Below are 19,906 nucleotides of genomic sequence, written 5' to 3' on the forward strand. Positions count from 1 at the left end.
AATCCTAAGCGGTTAATTGTGTCGGTACATCACGTTGCAGCGACCGGATCAGACCAGTCGAGAGCTGTCCTTGGCCGCGCGCACGAAGTCGCGGAACAGGGGATGCGGGTCAAACGGCTTGGATTTCAGCTCGGGGTGATACTGAACGCCGATGAACCACGGGTGATCCGACCATTCGACAATCTCGGGCAGGCGGCCATCGGGGGACATGCCCGAGAAGTTCAGGCCCGCTTTTTCAAGCTGATCGCGATATTTGATGTCGACCTCATAGCGATGGCGGTGGCGTTCCTCGATCTGGGTGCCGCCATAGACATTCGCAACTTTCGAGCCTTCGGCGAGAACCGCGTTATAGGCCCCAAGGCGCATGGTGCCGCCTTTGTCGTCGCCTACTTTGCGTTCGACCTTATGGTTGCCCTGAACCCATTCCTTGAGGTGGTAGACCACCGGTTCAAACCGTTTCTTGCCAGCCTCGTGGTCGAACTCTTCCGAGCCCGCCTCGGTGATGCCAGCCGCGTTGCGCGCGGCTTCAATCACGGCCATCTGCATGCCAAGACAGATGCCCAGATAGGGCACCTTGTGTTCACGCGCATATTGCGCGGCTTTGATCTTACCCTCGGTGCCACGTTCGCCGAAACCGCCGGGGACAAGGATAGCGTGATAGCCTTCCAGATAGGGGGCGGCATCTTCGTGGTCGAACACCTCGGCATCGACCCATTCGATCTTGACCCTAACGCGGTTCGCCATGCCGCCATGGGTCAGCGCCTCGGCAATCGACTTATAGGCGTCTTCCAACTGTGTGTATTTACCTACAATCGCGACCTTCACCTCGCCTTCGGCGTTGTGGATGCGGTCGCTGACGTCCTCCCATTTGGCCAGATCGGGCTTGGGGGCAGGGCTGATCTGGAATGCGTCCAGAACCGCCTGATCCAAACCTTCCTTATGATAGGCCAGAGGCGCGTCGTAGATGGTGGACAGGTCCTGCGCCGCGATCACGCTATCGGGGCGCACATTGCAGAACAGGGCCAGCTTTTCGCGCTCTTTCGTGGGGATCGGCCCCTCGGACCGGCAAACCAGAATGTCGGGGGCCAGGCCGATCGAGCGCAGCTCTTTCACCGAGTGCTGGGTCGGCTTGGTTTTCAGCTCACCCGAGGCTTTGATGTAGGGCAGTAGAGTCAAGTGCATAAAGATGCACTGACCGCGCGGCTTGTCTTGGCTGAATTGACGAATAGCCTCAAAGAAGGGCAGGCCTTCGATATCGCCCACGGTACCGCCGATCTCACACAGCATGAAATCAACTTCATCCTCACCGATCGCGATGAAGTCTTTGATCTCATTGGTGACGTGCGGGATCACCTGAATGGTCTTGCCGAGATAATCTCCGCGGCGTTCTTTTTCCAACACGTTGGAATAGATACGCCCCGAACTGACCGAGTCGGTCTTGCGTGCGGCCACACCGGTGAAGCGTTCATAGTGACCTAGGTCCAGATCGGTTTCGGCGCCATCATCGGTGACGAAAACCTCGCCATGCTCGAAAGGCGACATGGTGCCAGGGTCGACGTTCAGATAGGGGTCCAGCTTGCGCAGACGCACCGAGTATCCCCGCGCCTGCAACAGCGATCCCAGAGCCGCCGAAGCCAGTCCTTTACCCAAGGACGAAACCACACCACCAGTGATGAAAATAAAACGCGCCATGTTTTTTCGGCTGCTCCCGTGAGACGTCAAAATCAGCTGCCCGACGGTTCCGAAAAACCGCTGCATCACGGGACTTCACGTATAAAGGATTCGCGCCAATAGCGCAAGAGAACCGCAAGATGCTGTTGCAGTTCTCTTTCAGGTTTCTAGGTTTTGTGGCTTAGTCGGCCTGCGGGATTAGCGGAGCGTTGTCGCCCTGCGCCGGAGGCAGCAGGTCATCTGCGGACGGAACCGCAGGTGCGCTTTCTTCAGTCGCGGCCGGGGCCGGAACGCCCAAACGGTCGATGACCGAGCTGCCCGAGGACTTCTGCGCTGCCAGAATCGTCAAGGTGATCGAGGTGACGATAAAGCAGGCGGCCAGGATCCATGTCACTTTGCCCAGGGCCGTTGCAGCTGCGCGGCCTGTCATGGCGCCGCCGCCACCGCCACCCATGCCAAGACCGCCACCCTCGGACCGCTGCATCAAAACGACGGCGATCAGGCCCAAAGCCAGAAGAAGATGGATGATGAGAACGACGTTTTCCATGGTGGTCCTGTACAGCGTGGCGTGTATCGCGTGGTACTTATGCAAGTTTGGTTCTGGGGGCAAGTCACGAGTTGGCATCACAGTTGATGATGTTGCACATCACGCCAAAGGGACTGGACAGATCGGTCAAGCTTGGCGCACCCTGCGGCCATGCCTCATGATCATTCTGACCACCCGCACGCCTTGTTGCCCCCCGAACCTGCGCTGCGCGTCAAAGCGCTCGAAACGATTCTGACTCGGAAAGGTTTGATTGACCCGGCGGCGCTGGATGAAATCATCGACACCTACCAGAACAAGATTGGCCCGCAGAACGGCGCGCGCGTTGTCGCCAAGGCCTGGAGCGATCCTGCCTTCAAGGCGGCATTGCTTGAAGATGCATCGCCGGTCGTGGCTGAGCTTGGCTACTATGGTCGTCAGGGCGAACATATGGTGGTGGTCGAAAACACGCCGGAGCAACACAACATGATCGTTTGTACGCTCTGCAGTTGCTACCCGTGGCCGCTACTTGGTATTCCGCCCGGCTGGTATAAATCCGACGCCTACCGCGCCCGCGCCGTGCGCGAGCCGCGCAGGGTTCTGACGGAGTTTGGTGTGACGCTGGCCGAGGATACGGCGGTACGCGTCTGGGATTCCACGGCCGAGATTCGCTATCTTGTGTTGCCCATGCGTCCCGAGGGGACTGAAGGGTTGGGCGAAGAGGAACTCGCGGCTTTGGTCACGCGCGACAGCATGATCGGCACGGGCCTGCCCAAGGAGGCATCATGACGCGCGTTCATGATATGGGAGGGCGGTTTGGCGACGGCCCGATCAACCCGGAAGCCGAAGACGCCCCCATCTTTGCCGAAGACTGGCACGCGCGGGCCTTAGCGGTGACGCTGGCCTCGGGCTTTTTGGGGCAATGGCACATCGACACATCGCGCCACGCGCGTGAGCAGCTGTCGCCGAAGGACTACACCCGGTTTTCCTACTATGAGAAATGGATCTCTGGGCTGGCCGATCTATTGGTCGCCAAAGGGGTGCTGACCCTCGAAGACCTGCGCGGAGAAACCTCAGTTGGTGATCATCCACTGACGGACCGCATGCTGAAAGTCGAAGCCGTCGCAGCTGCATTGGCCAAAGGCGGCCCCGCTGATCGCAATTCGAACATCGCGGCGCAGTTCGAGATCGGGCAGATGGTGCAAACAGTGCGACCCGCCGCGAACCGTTTGGTGGATGGTGGGCACACACGTTTGCCGAACTATGCCGCTGGGGCCCGAGGGCGGATCGTTCGCCTGCACGGCACACATGTTCTACCCGATTCCAATGCCCACGGGCTGGGAGAAGCCCCAGAACCTCTCTATGCCGTATCTTTCCTGGCGTCCGAGCTATGGACCGATCCGGAACACCCCAAGGATGAAGTGGTGCTGGATCTGTGGCAATCCTATCTGGAGCCTGCATGAGCAACTGCATCACAGCCTCCGCGCCAGAGCCTGTGTTCTTAGAACCCTGGCATGCGCAGGTCTTTGCAGTCACCGTCGCGCTGAACGAGGCTGGGCGTTTTGACTGGTCCGACTGGGCCGCCCGGTTTTCGAACACGTTGAAGCGGAACGGTCTGAACAAAGAACTGGATGGCGGGGACGACTACTTCCACGCATGGCTTGAAACCCTTGAGGCCTTGTTGGCTGAACAAGGAGATGCCCGCTCAGATGAGGTCACCTTGCTGCAGGGCGCTTGGGAAAGGGCTTACATGACCACGCCGCATGGTAAACCGGTCCGTTTGCCGTAAAGCGAGTTGGGGGCGCTGCCCCCGCCGCCTTTGGCGACTCCCCCGAGATATTTTCGGCCAGATGAAGCAGGGGATCCGTTCTTCATCTGGCTAAAAATATCCCCGCCGGAGGCATTGCGCGCCGCGCGATTTTCAGATGCGGCGAAATATCGGTTTCCCTACCGTCTGAGCCTCGTTATATCAGCCGAGTTTGATATCTTTTCGCGAAAAGGACCGGATATGGCCAACGTGGTTGTTGTCGGCGCCCAATGGGGTGACGAAGGAAAAGGCAAGATCGTCGACTGGCTCAGCGAGCGAGCAGACGTGATCGCGCGTTTTCAGGGCGGGCACAATGCTGGCCACACTCTGGTCATTGATGGCGAGGTCTACAAACTGCACGCGTTGCCCTCGGGCGTTGTACGCGGCGGTAAGCTCAGCGTGATCGGCAATGGCGTGGTTCTGGACCCGTGGCATCTGGTCAAAGAAATCGCGACTGTGCGCGCTCAGGGCGTTGAGATCACGCCTAAGACGCTGATGATTGCCGAGAACACCCCTCTGATTCTGCCGATCCACGGCGAGCTGGACCGCGCGCGCGAGGAAGCCGCGAGCAAGGGAACCAAGATTGGTACCACGGGGCGCGGGATAGGCCCGGCTTACGAAGACAAGGTCGGTCGCCGTTCGGTGCGAGTAGCTGATCTCGCTGATGAGGCGACGCTGGAAGCCCGTGTTGATCGTGCGTTGCAGCACCACGACCCGTTGCGCAAAGGTCTGGGGATTGAACCTGTTGACCGCGATGCTCTCTTGGCACAGCTGAAAGAAATTGCGTCAGAAATTTTGCCTTTTGCGGCTCCGGTCTGGAAGGTCCTCAACGAAAAGCGCAAGGCGGGCAAACGTATCCTTTTCGAAGGCGCGCAAGGTGCGCTGCTGGATATCGACTTTGGCACCTATCCTTTCGTGACGTCCTCGAATGTGATTGCCGGTCAAGCGGCGACCGGTGTGGGGATCGGGCCGGGCTCGATCGACTTCGTGCTGGGAATCGTCAAAGCCTACACCACCCGTGTAGGAGAGGGGCCGTTCCCGACCGAGCTTGAGGATGCTGACGGTCAGCGACTGGGCGAGCGTGGCCACGAATTCGGCACGACCACCGGTCGTCAGCGCCGTTGCGGCTGGTTCGATGCCTGTCTGGTGCGCCAGACCTGCGCGACGAGCGGGGTGAACGGGATCTCTCTCACCAAACTGGATGTGCTGGACGGGTTCGAAACGCTCAAGATCTGCACCGGCTATGAGTTGGATGGCGAGCGTCTGGACTATCTGCCGACCGCAGCCGATCAGCAGGCGCGCAGCACGCCCATCTACGAAGAGATGCCCGGTTGGAGCGAATCCACCGAAGGCGCGCGCAGCTGGGCGGATCTGCCCGCAAACGCGATCAAATACGTGCGCCGGGTCGAAGAGTTGATCGAATGCCCTGTGGCGCTGCTGTCCACCAGCCCGGAGCGGGACGACACCATTCTGGTGACCGACCCGTTTGCAGACTGATGTCGGGCGAAAAGACACCCGGCCTTAGCTACAAGGCGCGCAGGCGTTGGTCTCTGTTCATTCTGGTGATTGGCCTGCCTGTCTATATTGTCGCCGTGGTCACGGTGGTGAACTGGCTTGATCGTCCTCCGATCTGGCTTGAGCTGCTGGTTTACGTTGCGCTGGGCATCCTGTGGGCTTTGCCCTTCAAGTTCGTGTTCAAGGGTGTTGGGAAAGAAGACCCGGACGAGTCCTGAACTCAAGCGGTAGTTGCTTTGGTGCGACTGCCATGACACTCTGCCCCCAAGCTAAATTGGGGCAGATTATGTTTCTAGATTTTAACAAAAAGAGCATTGTTTCTGTGCTTTTGGGTGGGCTTGCCCTGACTAGTCCGGCGAAAGCAAGCGAGTGGGAATACACCATAGCGCCGTATATCTGGGGGCCGGATTTCCGAACATCACTTGATATCGGTCGAAACCCACCGGTAGACGGCAGTACTTCTATCTTCAATATTCTCAACAGCGCATTCCTGATCGCGGGTGAGGCGCGAAATGGCCCGTGGGCGATTGGTGGAGAGTTCAACTATCTCAACCTCGGCGACGAAGTGGACGGGCCCTTCGGCCTCGGCGCCGAGTGGGAATTGGACGGTATCATGGTTTCGGCTGTAGTCGGCTATACCGTTTCGGAAAAAGATCAGTCCAGAACCGAACTATTTGGTGGATTGCGGCACTGGGATTTGGACCTGTCCACGACGGTAAGCGGCTTTACCGCAAGTACAGATCAGAGTTGGACAGACCCTATAGTCGGCGCCCGACATACGCATGCGGTCAATCCGCGTTGGACCCTCGCCGCAATGGGCAATATCGGCGGATTCGATGTTGGCTCGAGTTTTCAGTGGGAAGCCGTTCTTCAGGCTTCTTGGAAGTGGACGGACCGGGTAAATGTCGCTGGTGGGTATCGCCATTTGAGCGTTGATTTCGAAGACGGCGGAGAAGTCATAGACCTGATCCTGACAGGCCCTTACGTCGCGCTTGCGTTCAACTTCTGATCTTTCACCGAATATGCGGTGTCACGGTTTGTGATACAAAAAAAGTCCGTGCAATGACCCGGCCTTTTGTTGACTATGATGCCATCAAGTTCGTGTTTAAGGGCGTCGGGAAAGAAGACCCTGACCAGAAGCCCGACCGATCAGTATCTCTGCTTGGGTCACAGGCTTGCGTCATTTCCCTACGCAACACAGAAACAGCGAGATGAGGGCAAATCCGAGGTTACAGCTTCGGGCTGTCCGGTTCTAAGAGCGCATATGGTCGTCAAAGGCGCTGCGCGTCTATGTCTGTTCTTAGCCGGTTCGTCGATCGTTTCCCGACCAGCTTAGAATTGCTCGGGCCATGGCATGATACTCGCCCGAGATTTCTTCGGCGACACTGAAGGGGGTGGGCCAGGGCGCCGTCAGCGTCGCCTCGATCTGTCCTGTCGTCAGTTTCAGCTCGGCCTCGTGTTTTGCAGCCAGACGGCGCATTTTTTGATTGGTGGCCAGACACAACATATGGACTTCGCGAAATCCACGATTGCGGGCTGCAGTGACTATCCGCGACAGCAGTGCATCGCCGATCCCCAGGTCCTGCCAGACTGTTTCAACGGTAAAGGCCAGTTCAGCCACATGGTTGTGGCTGTCAGGAACAGCCCGCAACTCTCCGACACCACGCAGGCAGGAATCGGGGAATGCGCCAAATACCAGCGCAGAATTTTTGAATATGCCTGAGAGATAATTCTCAACAAAGGCCGGGCTGACCGGTACGCCAAATCGAGATGTCAGTGCTTCTGCATCGAGACTCTTGAAATGGCTTTCTATTTTGGGTTTGTCGAATGCTCTGAGGCGTCGAATAGGTAGTTCATACATGGCGGAGCCTTGATTTGAACACGAACTGAAAGATCTGTTACCTTTACTCAGACGATATCATTTTTCTGCAGTGCAGCATAGCGACATCATGTCCGCATCGAGATTCCGTAGGGTAAGTGCAAAAAGAAAATGGGTCGAAGAAATTTCCGACCCACTCTCGATAGCGAAATGAAGGATATCAGCCTACGGCGCGCTCACCTTCCGGGCGAAAACCGATGTCACTTGAGGCCGCAAAGCGCCCTCCGCCAGCTTTTTCGATTTTGCCGTCGCGCAGAAGCTGCCCGAAGGACTTCAGGCTTTCTTCGCGATTGAACTCATCCTGTTTCAGCGAGCGGACCTTGTTCATCAATTGCGGGCGCGAGAACTGTTCCTGCCCTTCGATGAAGGACAAATAGGCCGCAGCTGCTTCCAGAAGGTCGGACAGAGACTGCGCGCCTTGATCCTGTGCAAATTGTGCAAAGCCGCTTTCTTCTGACGCGTCCTCGGACTGATCCGAGGTGACACGGCGGGGGGTCACCGGGCCTGTATCCGCGTTGGGCGCGTCAATACGCTGCTCGGCGACCAGCTTCAGAGGGGCCGCCATGTCTGCATCAGGGCGTTTGCTGGTAACCTGAACATCATCCGGACGTCGGGGGCTGACGACCGAGGCCAAATCGCCACGATACTCTTCATCAGTCGCGGCCTGCTTGGCCACATCTTCCGCCGAGGTTGCAGCAACGGCCGTACGCAGATGGGAATAGGCCTCACGCGTGCCGCTAGTAGCCGGGTCGTCCATCTGCTCATCTGCTTTTGCCATCAGGCGCGAGACATCCTGATCCAGATCCGAGGACGTCGTGGTCGCTTGCGCATCCATTTCCTCTTCGATCTCGTCAATCTCGAGGAATAGGCTTTCTTCATCCTCAGCGGTCAGAACACCTTGCTGGTCGTCTTCTGCTTCGTCTGCTGGGCTAAGGATATTCTCAACCTCATCGCCGTCATCGGTCGCCGTCTCGGTGTCTTCGTCGAAGATCACCTCGGGGGCCTCTTCTTCCTCTGAGTCTTTAAACTCGATTTGCATTGGGGTCTCATCTTGCAAATCGAGCGGCGCCGATTCCATGGCTGGCGCACCCGGTAGTTCCGGCGCGTGTGACTTTTCTACAGCTTCGACGGCAGGTGCCTCGGTAGGGGCCAGATCCTCGGGGCTCAGCGAACCTGCTGCAAAGGCGGCTGAGACAGCGTCCATCGGCGCGGGGGCGTCGGCCGTTAGGGGGGCGACCTCTTCCTCGGCATAGTTGTCCGTATCCACGTCCGAATGAGAAACAACCGCGCGGATGCGTTGCAGCTTGGCGGCCAGGCTATCGGGCGCCGGGTCCGCGTCGGCATCGACCGGCGCAGCTTCGGAAAAGAACGATGCGGCAGAGTCTGTTTCAGGTGTCGCAGAGGGGGTCGGCTGGACAACATTCAGATCGGGCGATTGGGGCATGGCGTTATCCTGTGGCAGGGTCGCTTCAGGGGCGGGCGGCGTTTCAGTACGGGGGGGTGTTTCCGTGGCGCGCAGAAGCAGGCCGGTATCGCTTGGGCGCGCTTCAACCTTTTGCACGTTGTCGCGCTGTGCAATCCGCGTCAGCATTTCGGCGTCAGGTTGCGGGGGTTCAGATCCAAAGTATCTGTCTTCTGCCGCAAGATCGCGGAAGTATTCGGCTATGGCTTTCATAGTCTCGAAAGAGTCGTCGAACCCTTCCAAAGTGCACGAGAAAGTCCCATAGGAAACGGTCAATACCTTGTTGTTCTGTACCATCAGACATGCGTCCTTTACAAACTAACTGAGCCGATCCGCCCGGACAGGGGCAACCCGATCGACTCGGAACTAACTGCATGAACCTATCATTTTGTGGTCTCAATGTGTCCAAATCCGGGAAAAATGATCAGTCTTAGAAAAAATGGGGCAATTGTACGTTCAAATGGCCCAATCGGGTTATTTGGAGGGGGGCAGATCGGCCCTGAAGACCTGAATTTGGTGCTGAATCGCGTCAGTTTTGCGGTCGCGGCCGACGGTGGAGCCTCGGTTCTGGTCGATTCGGGGCGAATTCCGGATGCCGTGATTGGTGATTTCGATTCGTTGTCACCTGAAATTAGAGCTCGCATTCCTCAGGATCGCCTTTTTCCGATTGCGGAACAGGACAGCACGGATTTCGACAAGGCTCTGCGCAACGTGCAGGCCCCTTTGGTTCTGGGCGCCGGTTTCCTTGGCGGGCGGCTAGACCATCAATTGGCAGTCCTGAACACTCTGGTCCAGTATCCGGACAGGGCCTGCGTTCTGATCGGCGCACATGAGGTGGTTTTCCACGCACCGCCCAGCATCGTATTGGATCTGGCGCCAGGCGAGGTCGTCTCTCTCTTTCCTCTGAAACAAGTCACCGGGCGCAGCCGCGGGTTGGAGTGGCCGATCGAGGGGCTTTACTTCGATCCGAGCGGGCAGGTGGGCACCTCGAACCGTGTCATTTCAAGGCTTGAGCTTCAGATGGACGGCCCGGGAATGTTGGTGATGGTGCCTCGTAGCGCTCTGGATCAGGTCATGCAGGCGTTTCTGTCGGGGCAGAGCGCGCCGTGGCCCTCTCACGCAGAATAACATAGAGCCCTGCGGCGATCGTGATCAGGATGCCAAGCGCAGCCGGACCGTTCGGCAGGTCGTGAAAGATCAGCCAGCCGATCAGGGTGGCGACGGGGATTTCCAGATACTGCATCGGTGCCAGCGTGGCTGAGGGCGCATAGCGCAGCGACCATGTTATAAACAGATGGGCGACGGTCCCCAGCAATCCGATCGACAGAAGCAGCCAGTGTTCGTTACCCGAGGGGAGGGTGAATGACAGCTCCCAGATCTCAGACTGCGTTCCCCAGATTAGAAGGGGCAGCAGCAGGATTGTGGCAAACACGCCCGAGACAGCCTGTAGCGACATCGGGTCGGTCTCTTTTGCGATCTGGCGCGTGACCAGCATGAACAACGCAAAGACAACTGCGACGATCAGCGGCAAAAGCGCTGGCAGCCCTACTTCGGCAAAGCTGGGTTGAATGACCAGAAGCGTTCCGGCGAACCCGACGATACAGGCCGCAAGGCGGCGGTGCCCGACCTCTTCGTTCAGTATGTATTTGCCGAGCATCAGCATGATGAAGGGCATCACGAAGGCGATGGCGACCGCGTCCGCCAAGGGCAGGAATTGCAACGCCGAGAACATCGCGGTGATGCCCGCGATGTGCAAAAGCGTGCGGATCACGGTCAGACGCAGAACACGGCCCCGCATGCGCCATGGCCTGCCGGTCATGGCGACCAAGGGCACAAGGATCGCCGCCTGAATGGCAAAACGCACGAAGACCAACAGCGCCAGTGGGGTTGTTTCCCCCAATAGCTTTGCCAGCGCATCCCCCATCGGGGCGAGCACACAGAAACCAAGCATCAGTACGATGCCGAATACGGGACGATCCTGAGTCATGGGCGCGACGCTAGCTGTTTCCCGGGGCCGAGAAAAGCTCTGTTCTCAAGCCTCCGGCAGGGGTTGAACCTTGGTGTAGTCCGGGCCGATGCAGGTGGGCAAATCATCGCCCAGTTTCAGCCAACTCAGCTTCTCTTCATGTGACACATGAAGAGTTGGCTCTAGGGCTTCGGGGCTCTCTAGCGTCGCGACATAGAGGTGAAGAACGTCCGACATCTTGGTCGACCGAAATGAGATCGGTGTTCCGCAATGTGGGCAGAAGCTCCGCTCGACCCCAGGCGAAGAGTTGAAGCGCTTCGGTTCTTCTCCGGTCCAGCGCCACTGGCCGTCGCGCACCCCGAAATAGGTCGTCATCGGAGCGGCACACTGGCGGCGGCAACTGTCGCAATGGCATGAGACGCAGGACAAGACCGGAGGATCAACTTCATACGCGACCTTGCCACACAAACAATGTCCTCGCATTTCGTTACCTCCTGTCTGACCTCAGCAGTTCGGGACGTTTACGGCCAAACCACCCAATGAGGTTTCCTTGTACTTCTCATGCATATCATGCCCGGTCTGACGCATGGTTTCGATCACAGCGTCCAGAGGTACAAAATGCTGCCCATCCCCGCGCAAAGCAAGTGACGCGGCCGAAACGGCCTTGATCGCGCCAAGGCCGTTGCGCTCGATGCACGGCACCTGAACCAGCCCTGCAACCGGATCGCAGGTCATACCCAGATGGTGTTCAAGCGCGATTTCCGCGGCGTTCTCGACCTGCTCGGGCGTGCCACCCATGACGGCGCAGAGACCAGCCGCGGCCATAGCTGAGGCGCTGCCCACTTCGGCCTGACATCCAGCCTCAGCCCCCGAGATCGAGGCGTTGAATTTCACCAGCCCCCCAATGGCGGCTGCGGTCAGAAGGAAATCCTCGATATGGCTTTCCGACGCGCCAGGCACGTGGTCGAGGTAATAACGCAGCACTGCAGGCAGAACACCTGCCGCGCCGTTGGTAGGCGCGGTGACCACCTGGCCTCCGGCCGCGTTTTCCTCGTTCACGGCCATGGCATAGACGCTCATCCAGTCGTTGATGGTGTGCGGTGCGGTCAGGTTCATGCCACGCTCGGCCATCAGCGCATCATATATACCCTTGGCGCGGCGTCGCACGCTGAGGCCGCCGGGCAGGATGCCATCGGTGGTCAGGCCACGCTCGATACAGTCGTTCATCACCTGCCACAGCCGGGCAGAGCCTTTGGCAAAGCTATCCGCGCAGCCGCGCGCGATTTCGTTGGCGCGCTTCATTTCGGCAATGGATTTGCCGCTGGACTCGGCCATCTCCAACATCTCGACAGCCGATTTGAAGGGGAAGGGCACTGGGGCGCCTTCGTCGGTGGCCTTGCCAGCGGCCAGTTCCTCTTCGGTCAGAACAAAGCCGCCACCGATTGAGTAGAACACCTGTCGCAGGATCACATCGCCCTGCGCATCGGTCGCCATCAGGATCATGCCGTTCGCATGGCCGGGCAGATTGTGGTCGTAGTCAAAGACCAGATCGGTTTTGGGGTTGAAGGCCAGAGTCGGCAGCCCCTCGGGCGCAACCGTGTGCGTTTCCGCAATCGCGGCCAGTGCGGCCTCGGCCTTGTCGTTGTTGTAAGTGTCCGGCACGAATCCGGCGAGGCCAAGAATGGTGGCGCGGTCGGTGGCGTGACCCACTCCGGTAAAGGCCAGCGAGCCGTGTAGCGATCCGCGCAGCCCGGCAAATTCAAATGGCGACGCGCGCATCATGTCCAGAAAGCGTGCGGCGGCGACCATGGGACCCATGGTATGGGAGGAGGACGGGCCGATGCCCACTTTGAACATATCGAAGACAGAGAGGAACATGTCAGATAGCTGAGCCTTCAGGAGGGTTGGCATAGATGGGTGATGTGAACGGCGTGGCCCCAAGACCTTCGGCGGCTATGGCCGTTCGCGTTGCGGGGCGCATCTCTAGCTGTGTCAGGATGCGCTGAAGATAGGGCGTATCGGCCAGTTGGTACCAGCTGCGGTCAGCATTGGATGGGTAAAGCGCCATCCATCGCATCATGCAGGCGATATAGTATGTCAGAACTGACGGCTGATATCCGCTTAGCCATTCCGGTGCCTGCGCGGCGACCGCGTCCAGATTTTGCAGATGAGTGCGCAGCCTTGGGCGTATTCCGGCCCGCAGGGTCTCGGCCTGTTCTGGGTCTATGTATTTCTCGGCATAGAAAAGGATACGCAGATCGGCATGGAGCGTGTTGGACGCGAAAAACAGCCATTTCAGAAAAGCGGCCCGATCAGGGCTGTTTGACGCGGGCGCAAGTTGCTCATGGCTGTCGGCCAGCCACAGCAGAATGGCTGCCGTCTCGAATATCGGCCCCTGAGGGGTTTCGAGAACCGGGATCAGCCCGTTCGGGTTCAACGCTCGGTAGGCTGCGCTGTCTTGCGCGTTCTGACGACGATCAACCAGCACCGTCTCATAGGGCTGGCTCATTTCGTCCAGCACCAGCCGGATCACCAGCGAGGCGTTGTCAGGGGCATAGTGCAGGCGATAGGGCGTCATCATACGGACTAGATATACAGCAACGGAAACCGGAAAAGCCTTGTTTGCGACGTTTCCGATAGGAAACGCGCAATTGAGCGACATCTTTCGCATCCGGGCGACGTGAATTGGGTCTCGAAGTTGGGGGGAGCATTGCATATAAGTCTTGCAGACTATTTGGGGAAGACTGCCAATGACCGCGGATTTGTCGCCAATCGACACAGCCAAATACGTTGCGGCGTACCGCGCGGCCGACATGGTCGAAGACGGAATGCGGGTGGGGCTGGGCACCGGCTCGACCGCCGCCTGGCTTGTTCGCCGTCTGGGCGAGCGTGTCCAGCAAGAAGGCCTGCGTATCAAGGGCGTACCCACCTCGACCCGAACCGCGCAATTGGCGCGTGAAGTCGGGATCGAGGTCGTGTCGCTAGATCAAGCCGGATGGCTGGACTTGACGATTGACGGCGCGGATGAGTTCGACGGTGATCTGAACCTCATCAAAGGCGGTGGCGGCGCGCATCTGCAGGAAAAAATCGTGGCAACGGCCAGCGATCAGATGGTGGTGATCGCCGATGCCGGGAAAGAGGTCGAAACGCTCGGCGCATTCCCGCTGCCGGTCGAGGTGATCCCCTTTGGCTGGCAGACCACTCGAACGCTGATCGAAGAAGTTCTGGATACGATGGATGTGCTTGGCACCAATTCAGCCCTTCGCATGAATGGTGAGGCCCCGTTTGTGACCGATGAGGGTAACCATATCCTCGACCTGCATCTGCAGCGGATCGGCAATGCCCGGCAGATGGCGCTGGTTTTGAACCAGGTGCCGGGTGTCGTCGAGAACGGGCTGTTCATAGATATCTGCGACAAGGTTGTTGTGGGCTATGGCGATGGTCGGGTTGAGCTGCGCGATATCAATGCCGGAACCGTTGAGTTGGACCAGTTCCTTGATGGCGCCAAGGACAACCTGTTTTCGGATTTTTCGGACTGAGTGGAAGGCGCCATCCTAAGGACGTGTTGGAATATACTGGAAATTTACGCCTTTGGGGGTTGGCAGGGCGGTTTTCGCGCCCAGATATCCAAAGAATTTTGCAAGCTGAATGAAGGAACCCAGCATGAGCTTTGACTATGACCTCTTCGTAATCGGCGGAGGCTCGGGCGGGGTCCGCGCGGCGCGCGTAGCGGCGGGCGAAAACGGTGCCAAAGTGGCTCTGGCGGAAGAGGATCGGTACGGCGGCACTTGCGTTATCCGTGGCTGTGTTCCAAAGAAACTGATGGTCTTCGCCAGCGAATACTCGGGGATGGTCGGTGACGCGCAAGCCTATGGCTGGGACATTCAGCCCGGAGCGTTCAACTGGAACACCTTCCACGACAAGCTGGTGACGGAACTGGATCGGCTGGAAGGTATCTACCGCAACATCCTGAAAAACAACGGTGTCGAGAGCTTTGATCAGCGTGCCCATGTGGTTGATCCGCATACGGTTGAACTGGCCGATGGCACACGCAAGACCGCAAAGCATATCCTGATTGCGACGGGTGGCCGTCCGGTTGTGCCGAACTTCCCCGGCTCGGATCTGGCGATTACCTCGAATGAAATCTTCCACCTTGAGAAGCTGCCCGAAAGCATCCTGATCGTCGGCGGCGGTTACATCGCCAGTGAATTCGCCGGGATCATGAACGGGCTGGGCGTCAAAACCACTCAGTTCTACCGCGGTGCGCAGATCCTGCGTGGCTTTGACGAAGAAGCGCGTGGCCTGATCTGCGAAGAGATGCGCCAGAACGGTATCGACGTGCGTCTGGGCACCAATGTGCTTGAGATGACGAAAGAGGGCGACAAGATCCGGGTCAAAGCCACCGACGGGACCGAGGATCATTTCGACGTGGTCATGTATGCCACCGGGCGCACTCCGAACGCGGACAATCTGGGGCTTGAGGACGTGGGCGTCGAACGGGGTCGCAAGGGTGAAATCGTTGTGGATGAATACAGTCAGACCGGGGTGCCCTCAATCTATGCGATTGGCGATGTGACCGACCGCGTGAACCTGACCCCGGTTGCGATCCGCGAAGGCATGGCTTTTGTTGAGACCGTCTTCAAAGGCAACCCGACCCCAGTGGATCATGAGCTGATCCCGACCGCGATTTTCACCCAGCCCGAATTCGGCACCGTGGGCCTCAGCGAGGAAGAGGCCGCAGCGCAGGAACCGATTGAGGTCTATGCGACCTCGTTCAAGCCGATGCAGAAATCCTTTGCCGGTGGCACTCAGCGGGTTCTGATGAAGCTGATCGTGTCTCAGGCGACGCGCACGGTGCTGGGTTGCCACATCGTGGCGCCGGGCGCGGGTGAGATGATCCAGCTGGCGGGCATTGCCGTCAAAATGGGCGCGACCAAGGAAGATTTCGACCGAACGGTTGCAGTTCACCCAGTCATGGCCGAAGAACTGGTGACAATGCGGCAACCTGTACGCACGGCTTGATTTGCAACTGCGCGCAACCAAGTTACAAGGAACACCGTGATCACACGGTCAAACACAAGGGAATAGACACATATGGCGGGCAACAGCGGTGGCCCCTGGGGGGGCGGAGGCTCCTCTGGTGGTGGAGGAAATCGGGGTAATAACGGCGACGGGCGCAAGCCTCCCGAAGGGGAGAGCCCGCAGATCCCCGAAATCGATGAGCTGATGAAAAAAGGGCAAGAGCAGCTGCGCGTCCTCATGGGCGGTCGCGGCGGCGGTGGCCGTGGCAGCAATGGTTCAGGCGGTGGCGGTGGTGGTCCGATCTTTACCAAGGGCACCGTGGCGATTGGTGCATTGGTGGCGATCGGCCTCTGGGCTGCGGCCAGTTTTTACACCGTTAAGCCCGAAGAACAGTCGGTTGAACTGTTCCTTGGCGAGTTCTCGGCTGTCGGAAATCCCGGTCTGAATTTTGCGCCTTGGCCGTTCGTAACTGCCGAAGTCATCCCTGTTACACGGGAACAGAACGAAGACATGGGCGGCGCTCGTGGCAGCGATGATGGTCTGATGCTGACCGGTGACGAAAACGTGGTCGATATCGACTATCAGGTCGTTTGGAACATCAACGACCCCGCCAAGTTCCTCTTCAACCTGCGTGACCCGCGCCAAACGATCCAAGCGGTGTCGGAATCGGCGATGCGTGAGATTATCGCGCAAAGCGAACTTGCTCCGATCCTGAACAGAGATCGCGGCATTATCGCAGAACGACTGCAAGAGCTGATTCAGCAGACAATGGACAGCTACGATTCGGGCGTGAACATCGTTCGTGTGAACTTCGACAAGGCTGACCCGCCGCAGGACGTGATTGCCGCGTTCCGTGACGTTCAGGCCGCTGCGCAGGAACGGGATCGTCTGCAAAACGTCGCTGATGCCTACGCCAACCGTGTTCTAGCGGAAGCGCGTGGTGAAGCTGCTCAGGTTCTGGAAGAGGCCGAAGCCTATCGCGCCCAACAGATCAACAGCGCCCAAGGTGAGGCCAGCCGCTTCAGCGCGGTTCTGGAGGAATACTCCAAAGCGCCAGATGTGACCCGCAAGCGTTTGTACCTGGAGCGTATGGAGCAGGTTCTGGGTGACGTGGACAAGATCATCCTTGACGAAAACACCGGCGGCTCGGGGCAGGGCGTTGTGCCGTACCTGCCGTTGAACGAACTGCGTCGTACCCCTGCAGCGGAGAGCAACTGATGCGTAAAACGACATTTATCCTACCCGTCGTCTTCCTCGCGATTGTCGGTGTTCTGTCCTCGATCTTCATCGTGGATGAGCGTGAACGCGCTCTGGTTCTGCAGTTTGGTCGCGTTGTCGCGGTCAAGGAAGAGCCCGGATTGGCGTTTAAAATCCCTCTGATTCAAGAGGTTGTGCGCTATGATGACCGCATCCTGTCGATCGACGTGCAGCCGCTTGAGGTAACACCTCTTGATGACCGTCGTCTGGTGGTTGATGCCTTCGCACGCTACCGGATTTCGGATCTGGAGCAGTTCCGTCAGGCCGTTGGTGTTGGTGGTATTCCGGTTGCCGAGGACCGTCTGGACCGCATCCTACGTGCGGAAACCCGGGAAGTTCTGGGTTCGGTCTCCTCGCGTGATATCCTCAGCTCTGACCGAGCGGCTTTGATGCTGCGGATCCGCAACAGCGCAATTGCCGAAGCGCGGGCGCTGGGCGTTAATGTCATTGACGTGCGCCTGAAAGCCACCGACCTGCCGCAGGCAAACCTTGAGGCAACCTTTGATCGGATGAAAGCCGAACGGGAACGGGAAGCAACCGACGAACGCGCCCGTGGTAACGAAGCCGCGCAGCGTGTCCGCGCGCAGGCTGACCGGACCGTGGTTGAACTTGTTTCGGACGCCAACCGCGAGGCCGAGATCATCCGCGGTGAGGCAGACGCCGAACGCAACGCGATCTTCGCTGAAGCGTTTGGACAAGACCCAGAGTTCTTTGAATTCTACCGCTCGCTGTCCGCCTATGAGCGTGCACTGCAGGGCGGGAACAGCTCAATGGTCCTCAGCCCGGATTCGGAGTTCTTCAACTACCTGAAATCGCCCACCGGGCAGGCGACCCAGTAATGGGAATGGTCCTTCTGGCCTTTGGGCTGGTGTTGATTGTCGAGGGGCTGGCCTATGCGCTGGCCCCTTCGCTTATTGAACGTATGTTAGAGGCGCTGCGCACGCTGCCAGAACAGGCGCGGCGTTTGGCAGGGCTGCTCTGTGTTGTAAGCGGTCTTGTGCTGCTTTGGGGCGCCTATCAGCTGGGGTTTTGACCCATTGACCTCACTTGCCGGTGATTTCCCCGCGATCCTCAGTTGCGAGCGTGATCAAACCGACTACATTGGGTGGAAAGATAGTCTGCCTAAAGGCGGTCTGTAAGAAATTGACGACAAGGAGTTCCCAAGTGCAGGCACAAGCGCGCAGTATTTCCGTCCGGCGGGACGATAGTGTTGGTTTCATGCGACTGATGTGGCTGACCTTCGGAGCGATGGTTCTGATAGCAGCGCAAACGGTTGCGGCCTATGCGCGTGGGGAAAGCCTTGCGCCGCTGGCGGAACAAATCAGCCCGGCGGTGGTCAATATCACCACATCGACCCTGATCGAAGGCCAGACCGGGCCGCAGGGGATCGTGCCCGAGGGCTCTCCGTTCGAAGACTTCTTCCGCGAGTTTCAGGATCGCAACGGCGATAATGGCGACCGCCCACGCCGTAGTAATGCCCTGGGGTCGGGGTTTGTGATCTCAGAAGACGGTTTTATCGTCACCAACAACCACGTCATCGCCGAGGCTGATGAGATCCTGATCGAATTCTTCCCCGGCGATGGTCAGCCCGTGAAGGAACTGCCTGCAAAGGTGATCGGCACGGATGAGAAAACCGATATCGCGCTGCTCAAGGTCGAGGCTTCGGGGCCGCTGCAATACGTCCAGTTCGGCGACAGCGACACGGCGCGTGTTGGTGACTGGGTGATTGCCATGGGCAACCCGCTTGGGCAGGGATTCTCGGTTTCCGCGGGGATCGTCTCGGCCCGCAATCGTGCGCTCAGCGGCTCCTATGACGACTACATCCAGACCGATGCGGCGATCAACCGGGGCAACTCGGGTGGTCCTCTGTTCAACATGGATGGTCAGGTCATTGGCGTGAACACTGCGATTCTGTCTCCCAATGGCGGCTCGATCGGTATCGGGTTTTCGATGGCCTCCAATGTCGTGACCAAGGTCGTCGACCAGCTGCGTGAGTTTGGCGAAACCCGCCGGGGTTGGTTGGGCGTGCGTATTCAGGATGTGACCGAAGACATGGCTGAGGCGATGGGTCTGGATAAACCCGGTGGCGCGCTGATCAGCGATGTACCGGAGGGTCCTGCGAAAGAGGCCGGTCTGAAAGCAGGGGACGTGATCCTCAGCTTTGACGGGGTCGAGGTCGAAGACACGCGCGGTCTGGTGCGTCAGGTCGGTGAGACGACCGTGGGCAAATCAGTTCGTGTGGTGGTACATCGCGACGGTGGCACTCAGACTATTCTGGTCACTCTGGGGCGCCGTGAGGATGCGGAGCGTGCCGAAACGAGTGAGGAAGATACTCCGGACGCGCCAACCGATGAAAACGCCGACATTCTCGGCCTGACTATTTCGCCGCTGACAGATACGCTGCGTGAAGATCTGGGGCTGGATGCCGAGGCGGACGGTCTGGTTGTGACCGAGGTTGACGAAGCCTCGGAGGCCTTTGCGAAAGGTCTGCGCGCAGGTGATCTGATCACCGAAGCCGGGCAGCAGAAGGTCGAATCCATCAGTGACCTTGAGGCGCGTATTGAAGAAGCTACTGAAGCCGGGCGCAAATCACTGCTGTTGTTGGTGCGCCGTGGCGGCGACCCGCGCTTTGTCGCGCTGAGCCTTGAAAACTAAGCTCATCACATAGCTACCGAAAAGGGCCTGGGATTTCCCCGGCCTTTTCATGTCTTTTTGGTCCGGCCGAAAGAAAATAAGCCATATGCCTTTTGGGCATATGGCTTAGGTACAGGGAGAGATCAGCGGACAGATATCGGGGATGATTA

General features: G+C 58.6%; 21 protein-coding genes. 13 read left to right on the plus strand and 8 right to left on the minus strand.

What is annotated here, in order from left to right:
- Positions 1–48: 48 nt before the first annotated feature.
- Together ACR0B5_RS07200 and secG are read right to left on the minus strand one after the other, a co-directional pair.
- Positions 49–1,692: a CTP synthase gene (locus tag ACR0B5_RS07200; RefSeq protein ID WP_170638994.1), complete on the minus strand. Its 1,644-nt coding sequence runs from the start codon at positions 1,690–1,692 to the stop codon at positions 49–51.
- A gap of 160 nt (positions 1,693–1,852) precedes the next feature.
- Entirely contained in the window at positions 1,853–2,218 is a 366-nt protein-coding gene (gene secG / locus ACR0B5_RS07205; RefSeq protein WP_170376300.1) for a preprotein translocase subunit SecG, read from the minus strand.
- Positions 2,219–2,368: 150 nt separating this feature from the next.
- Between secG and nthA the strand changes: the two genes are divergently transcribed.
- The 6 genes from nthA (at position 2,369) to ACR0B5_RS07235 (ending at position 6,525) form a co-directional block, all read left to right on the plus strand.
- Positions 2,369–2,983: a nitrile hydratase subunit alpha gene (nthA, locus tag ACR0B5_RS07210; RefSeq protein WP_480539528.1), complete on the plus strand. Its 615-nt coding sequence runs from the start codon at positions 2,369–2,371 to the stop codon at positions 2,981–2,983.
- Complete coding sequence (gene nthB, locus ACR0B5_RS07215; RefSeq protein ID WP_480539530.1) at positions 2,980–3,657, plus strand: nitrile hydratase subunit beta; 678 nt, start codon at positions 2,980–2,982, stop codon at positions 3,655–3,657. Before nthA ends, nthB begins: the two co-directional genes overlap by 4 nt.
- Complete coding sequence (locus ACR0B5_RS07220; RefSeq protein WP_480539532.1) at positions 3,654–3,983, plus strand: nitrile hydratase accessory protein; 330 nt, start codon at positions 3,654–3,656, stop codon at positions 3,981–3,983. The genes nthB and ACR0B5_RS07220 overlap by 4 nt, the downstream gene beginning before the upstream one ends.
- A gap of 219 nt (positions 3,984–4,202) precedes the next feature.
- On the plus strand, positions 4,203–5,498 hold the full coding sequence (locus ACR0B5_RS07225; protein ID WP_480539534.1) for an adenylosuccinate synthase: 1,296 nt from the start codon (positions 4,203–4,205) through the stop codon (positions 5,496–5,498).
- Complete coding sequence (locus tag ACR0B5_RS07230) at positions 5,498–5,734, plus strand: DUF2842 domain-containing protein (RefSeq protein ID WP_480539535.1); 237 nt, start codon at positions 5,498–5,500, stop codon at positions 5,732–5,734. The genes ACR0B5_RS07225 and ACR0B5_RS07230 overlap by 1 nt, the downstream gene beginning before the upstream one ends.
- 32 nt (positions 5,735–5,766) lie before the next feature.
- On the plus strand, positions 5,767–6,525 hold the full coding sequence (locus tag ACR0B5_RS07235) for a porin family protein (protein ID WP_480539538.1): 759 nt from the start codon (positions 5,767–5,769) through the stop codon (positions 6,523–6,525).
- 291 nt (positions 6,526–6,816) lie between these two features.
- Here ACR0B5_RS07235 and ACR0B5_RS07240 read toward each other — a convergent pair whose 3' ends face one another.
- Together ACR0B5_RS07240 and ACR0B5_RS07245 are read right to left on the minus strand one after the other, a co-directional pair.
- The gene (locus ACR0B5_RS07240; RefSeq protein WP_170765697.1) at positions 6,817–7,377 is read right to left on the minus strand and encodes a GNAT family N-acetyltransferase; all 561 of its coding nucleotides are present in this window, start codon (positions 7,375–7,377) and stop codon (positions 6,817–6,819) included.
- 178 nt (positions 7,378–7,555) lie between these two features.
- Positions 7,556–9,154 (minus strand): hypothetical protein, encoded by a 1,599-nt coding sequence (locus ACR0B5_RS07245; RefSeq protein WP_480539540.1) that lies wholly within the window; start codon positions 9,152–9,154, stop codon positions 7,556–7,558.
- A 123-nt stretch (positions 9,155–9,277) separates the two neighbouring features.
- On the opposite strand from ACR0B5_RS07245, the gene ACR0B5_RS07250 reads away from it, so the two are divergent.
- Positions 9,278–9,985 (plus strand): thiamine diphosphokinase, encoded by a 708-nt coding sequence (locus ACR0B5_RS07250; protein WP_480539542.1) that lies wholly within the window; start codon positions 9,278–9,280, stop codon positions 9,983–9,985.
- Here ACR0B5_RS07250 and ACR0B5_RS07255 read toward each other — a convergent pair.
- From ACR0B5_RS07255 to ACR0B5_RS07270, 4 genes are read right to left on the minus strand one after another with little or no spacing between them, the layout of a single operon-like run.
- Positions 9,930–10,844 carry a DMT family transporter gene (locus ACR0B5_RS07255; protein WP_480539544.1) on the minus strand — a complete coding sequence of 305 codons (915 nt, stop codon included), beginning with the start codon at positions 10,842–10,844 and terminating at the stop codon, positions 9,930–9,932. The two genes, ACR0B5_RS07250 and ACR0B5_RS07255, sit on opposite strands and share 56 nt — an antisense overlap.
- 45 nt (positions 10,845–10,889) lie before the next feature.
- Positions 10,890–11,306: a GFA family protein gene (locus ACR0B5_RS07260; protein ID WP_480539546.1), complete on the minus strand. Its 417-nt coding sequence runs from the start codon at positions 11,304–11,306 to the stop codon at positions 10,890–10,892.
- Between the two features lie 21 nt (positions 11,307–11,327).
- Positions 11,328–12,701, minus strand: coding sequence for an L-serine ammonia-lyase (locus ACR0B5_RS07265; RefSeq protein WP_480539548.1), 1,374 nt, complete (start codon positions 12,699–12,701; stop codon positions 11,328–11,330).
- Between the two features lies 1 nt (position 12,702).
- Positions 12,703–13,404, minus strand: a complete 702-nt coding sequence (locus ACR0B5_RS07270; protein WP_480539851.1) for a glutathione S-transferase family protein — start codon at positions 13,402–13,404, stop codon at positions 12,703–12,705.
- 169 nt (positions 13,405–13,573) lie between these two features.
- Here ACR0B5_RS07270 and rpiA point away from each other — a divergent pair, with 169 nt between their 5' ends.
- The 6 genes from rpiA to ACR0B5_RS07300 all read left to right on the plus strand — a co-directional run bounded on the left by rpiA (position 13,574) and on the right by ACR0B5_RS07300 (position 19,757).
- A complete protein-coding gene (gene rpiA / locus ACR0B5_RS07275) occupies positions 13,574–14,362 on the plus strand; it encodes a ribose-5-phosphate isomerase RpiA (protein WP_170457893.1) in 789 nt (262 codons plus the stop codon).
- 124 nt (positions 14,363–14,486) lie between these two features.
- Positions 14,487–15,845 carry a glutathione-disulfide reductase gene (gor, locus tag ACR0B5_RS07280; RefSeq protein ID WP_480539853.1) on the plus strand — a complete coding sequence of 453 codons (1,359 nt, stop codon included), beginning with the start codon at positions 14,487–14,489 and terminating at the stop codon, positions 15,843–15,845.
- A gap of 72 nt (positions 15,846–15,917) precedes the next feature.
- Positions 15,918–17,063, plus strand: a complete 1,146-nt coding sequence (gene hflK, locus ACR0B5_RS07285; protein WP_170376323.1) for an FtsH protease activity modulator HflK — start codon at positions 15,918–15,920, stop codon at positions 17,061–17,063.
- Entirely contained in the window at positions 17,063–17,941 is an 879-nt protein-coding gene (gene hflC / locus ACR0B5_RS07290) for a protease modulator HflC (RefSeq protein ID WP_170470136.1), read from the plus strand. The genes hflK and hflC overlap by 1 nt, the downstream gene beginning before the upstream one ends.
- The gene (locus ACR0B5_RS07295; RefSeq protein WP_170551592.1) at positions 17,941–18,135 is read left to right on the plus strand and encodes a DUF2065 domain-containing protein; all 195 of its coding nucleotides are present in this window, start codon (positions 17,941–17,943) and stop codon (positions 18,133–18,135) included. Before hflC ends, ACR0B5_RS07295 begins: the two co-directional genes overlap by 1 nt.
- 185 nt (positions 18,136–18,320) lie before the next feature.
- The gene (locus ACR0B5_RS07300) at positions 18,321–19,757 is read left to right on the plus strand and encodes a Do family serine endopeptidase (protein ID WP_170376863.1); all 1,437 of its coding nucleotides are present in this window, start codon (positions 18,321–18,323) and stop codon (positions 19,755–19,757) included.
- Positions 19,758–19,906 lie beyond the last annotated feature (149 nt).

Source organism: Ruegeria sp. AG1 (genome assembly GCF_056541705.1).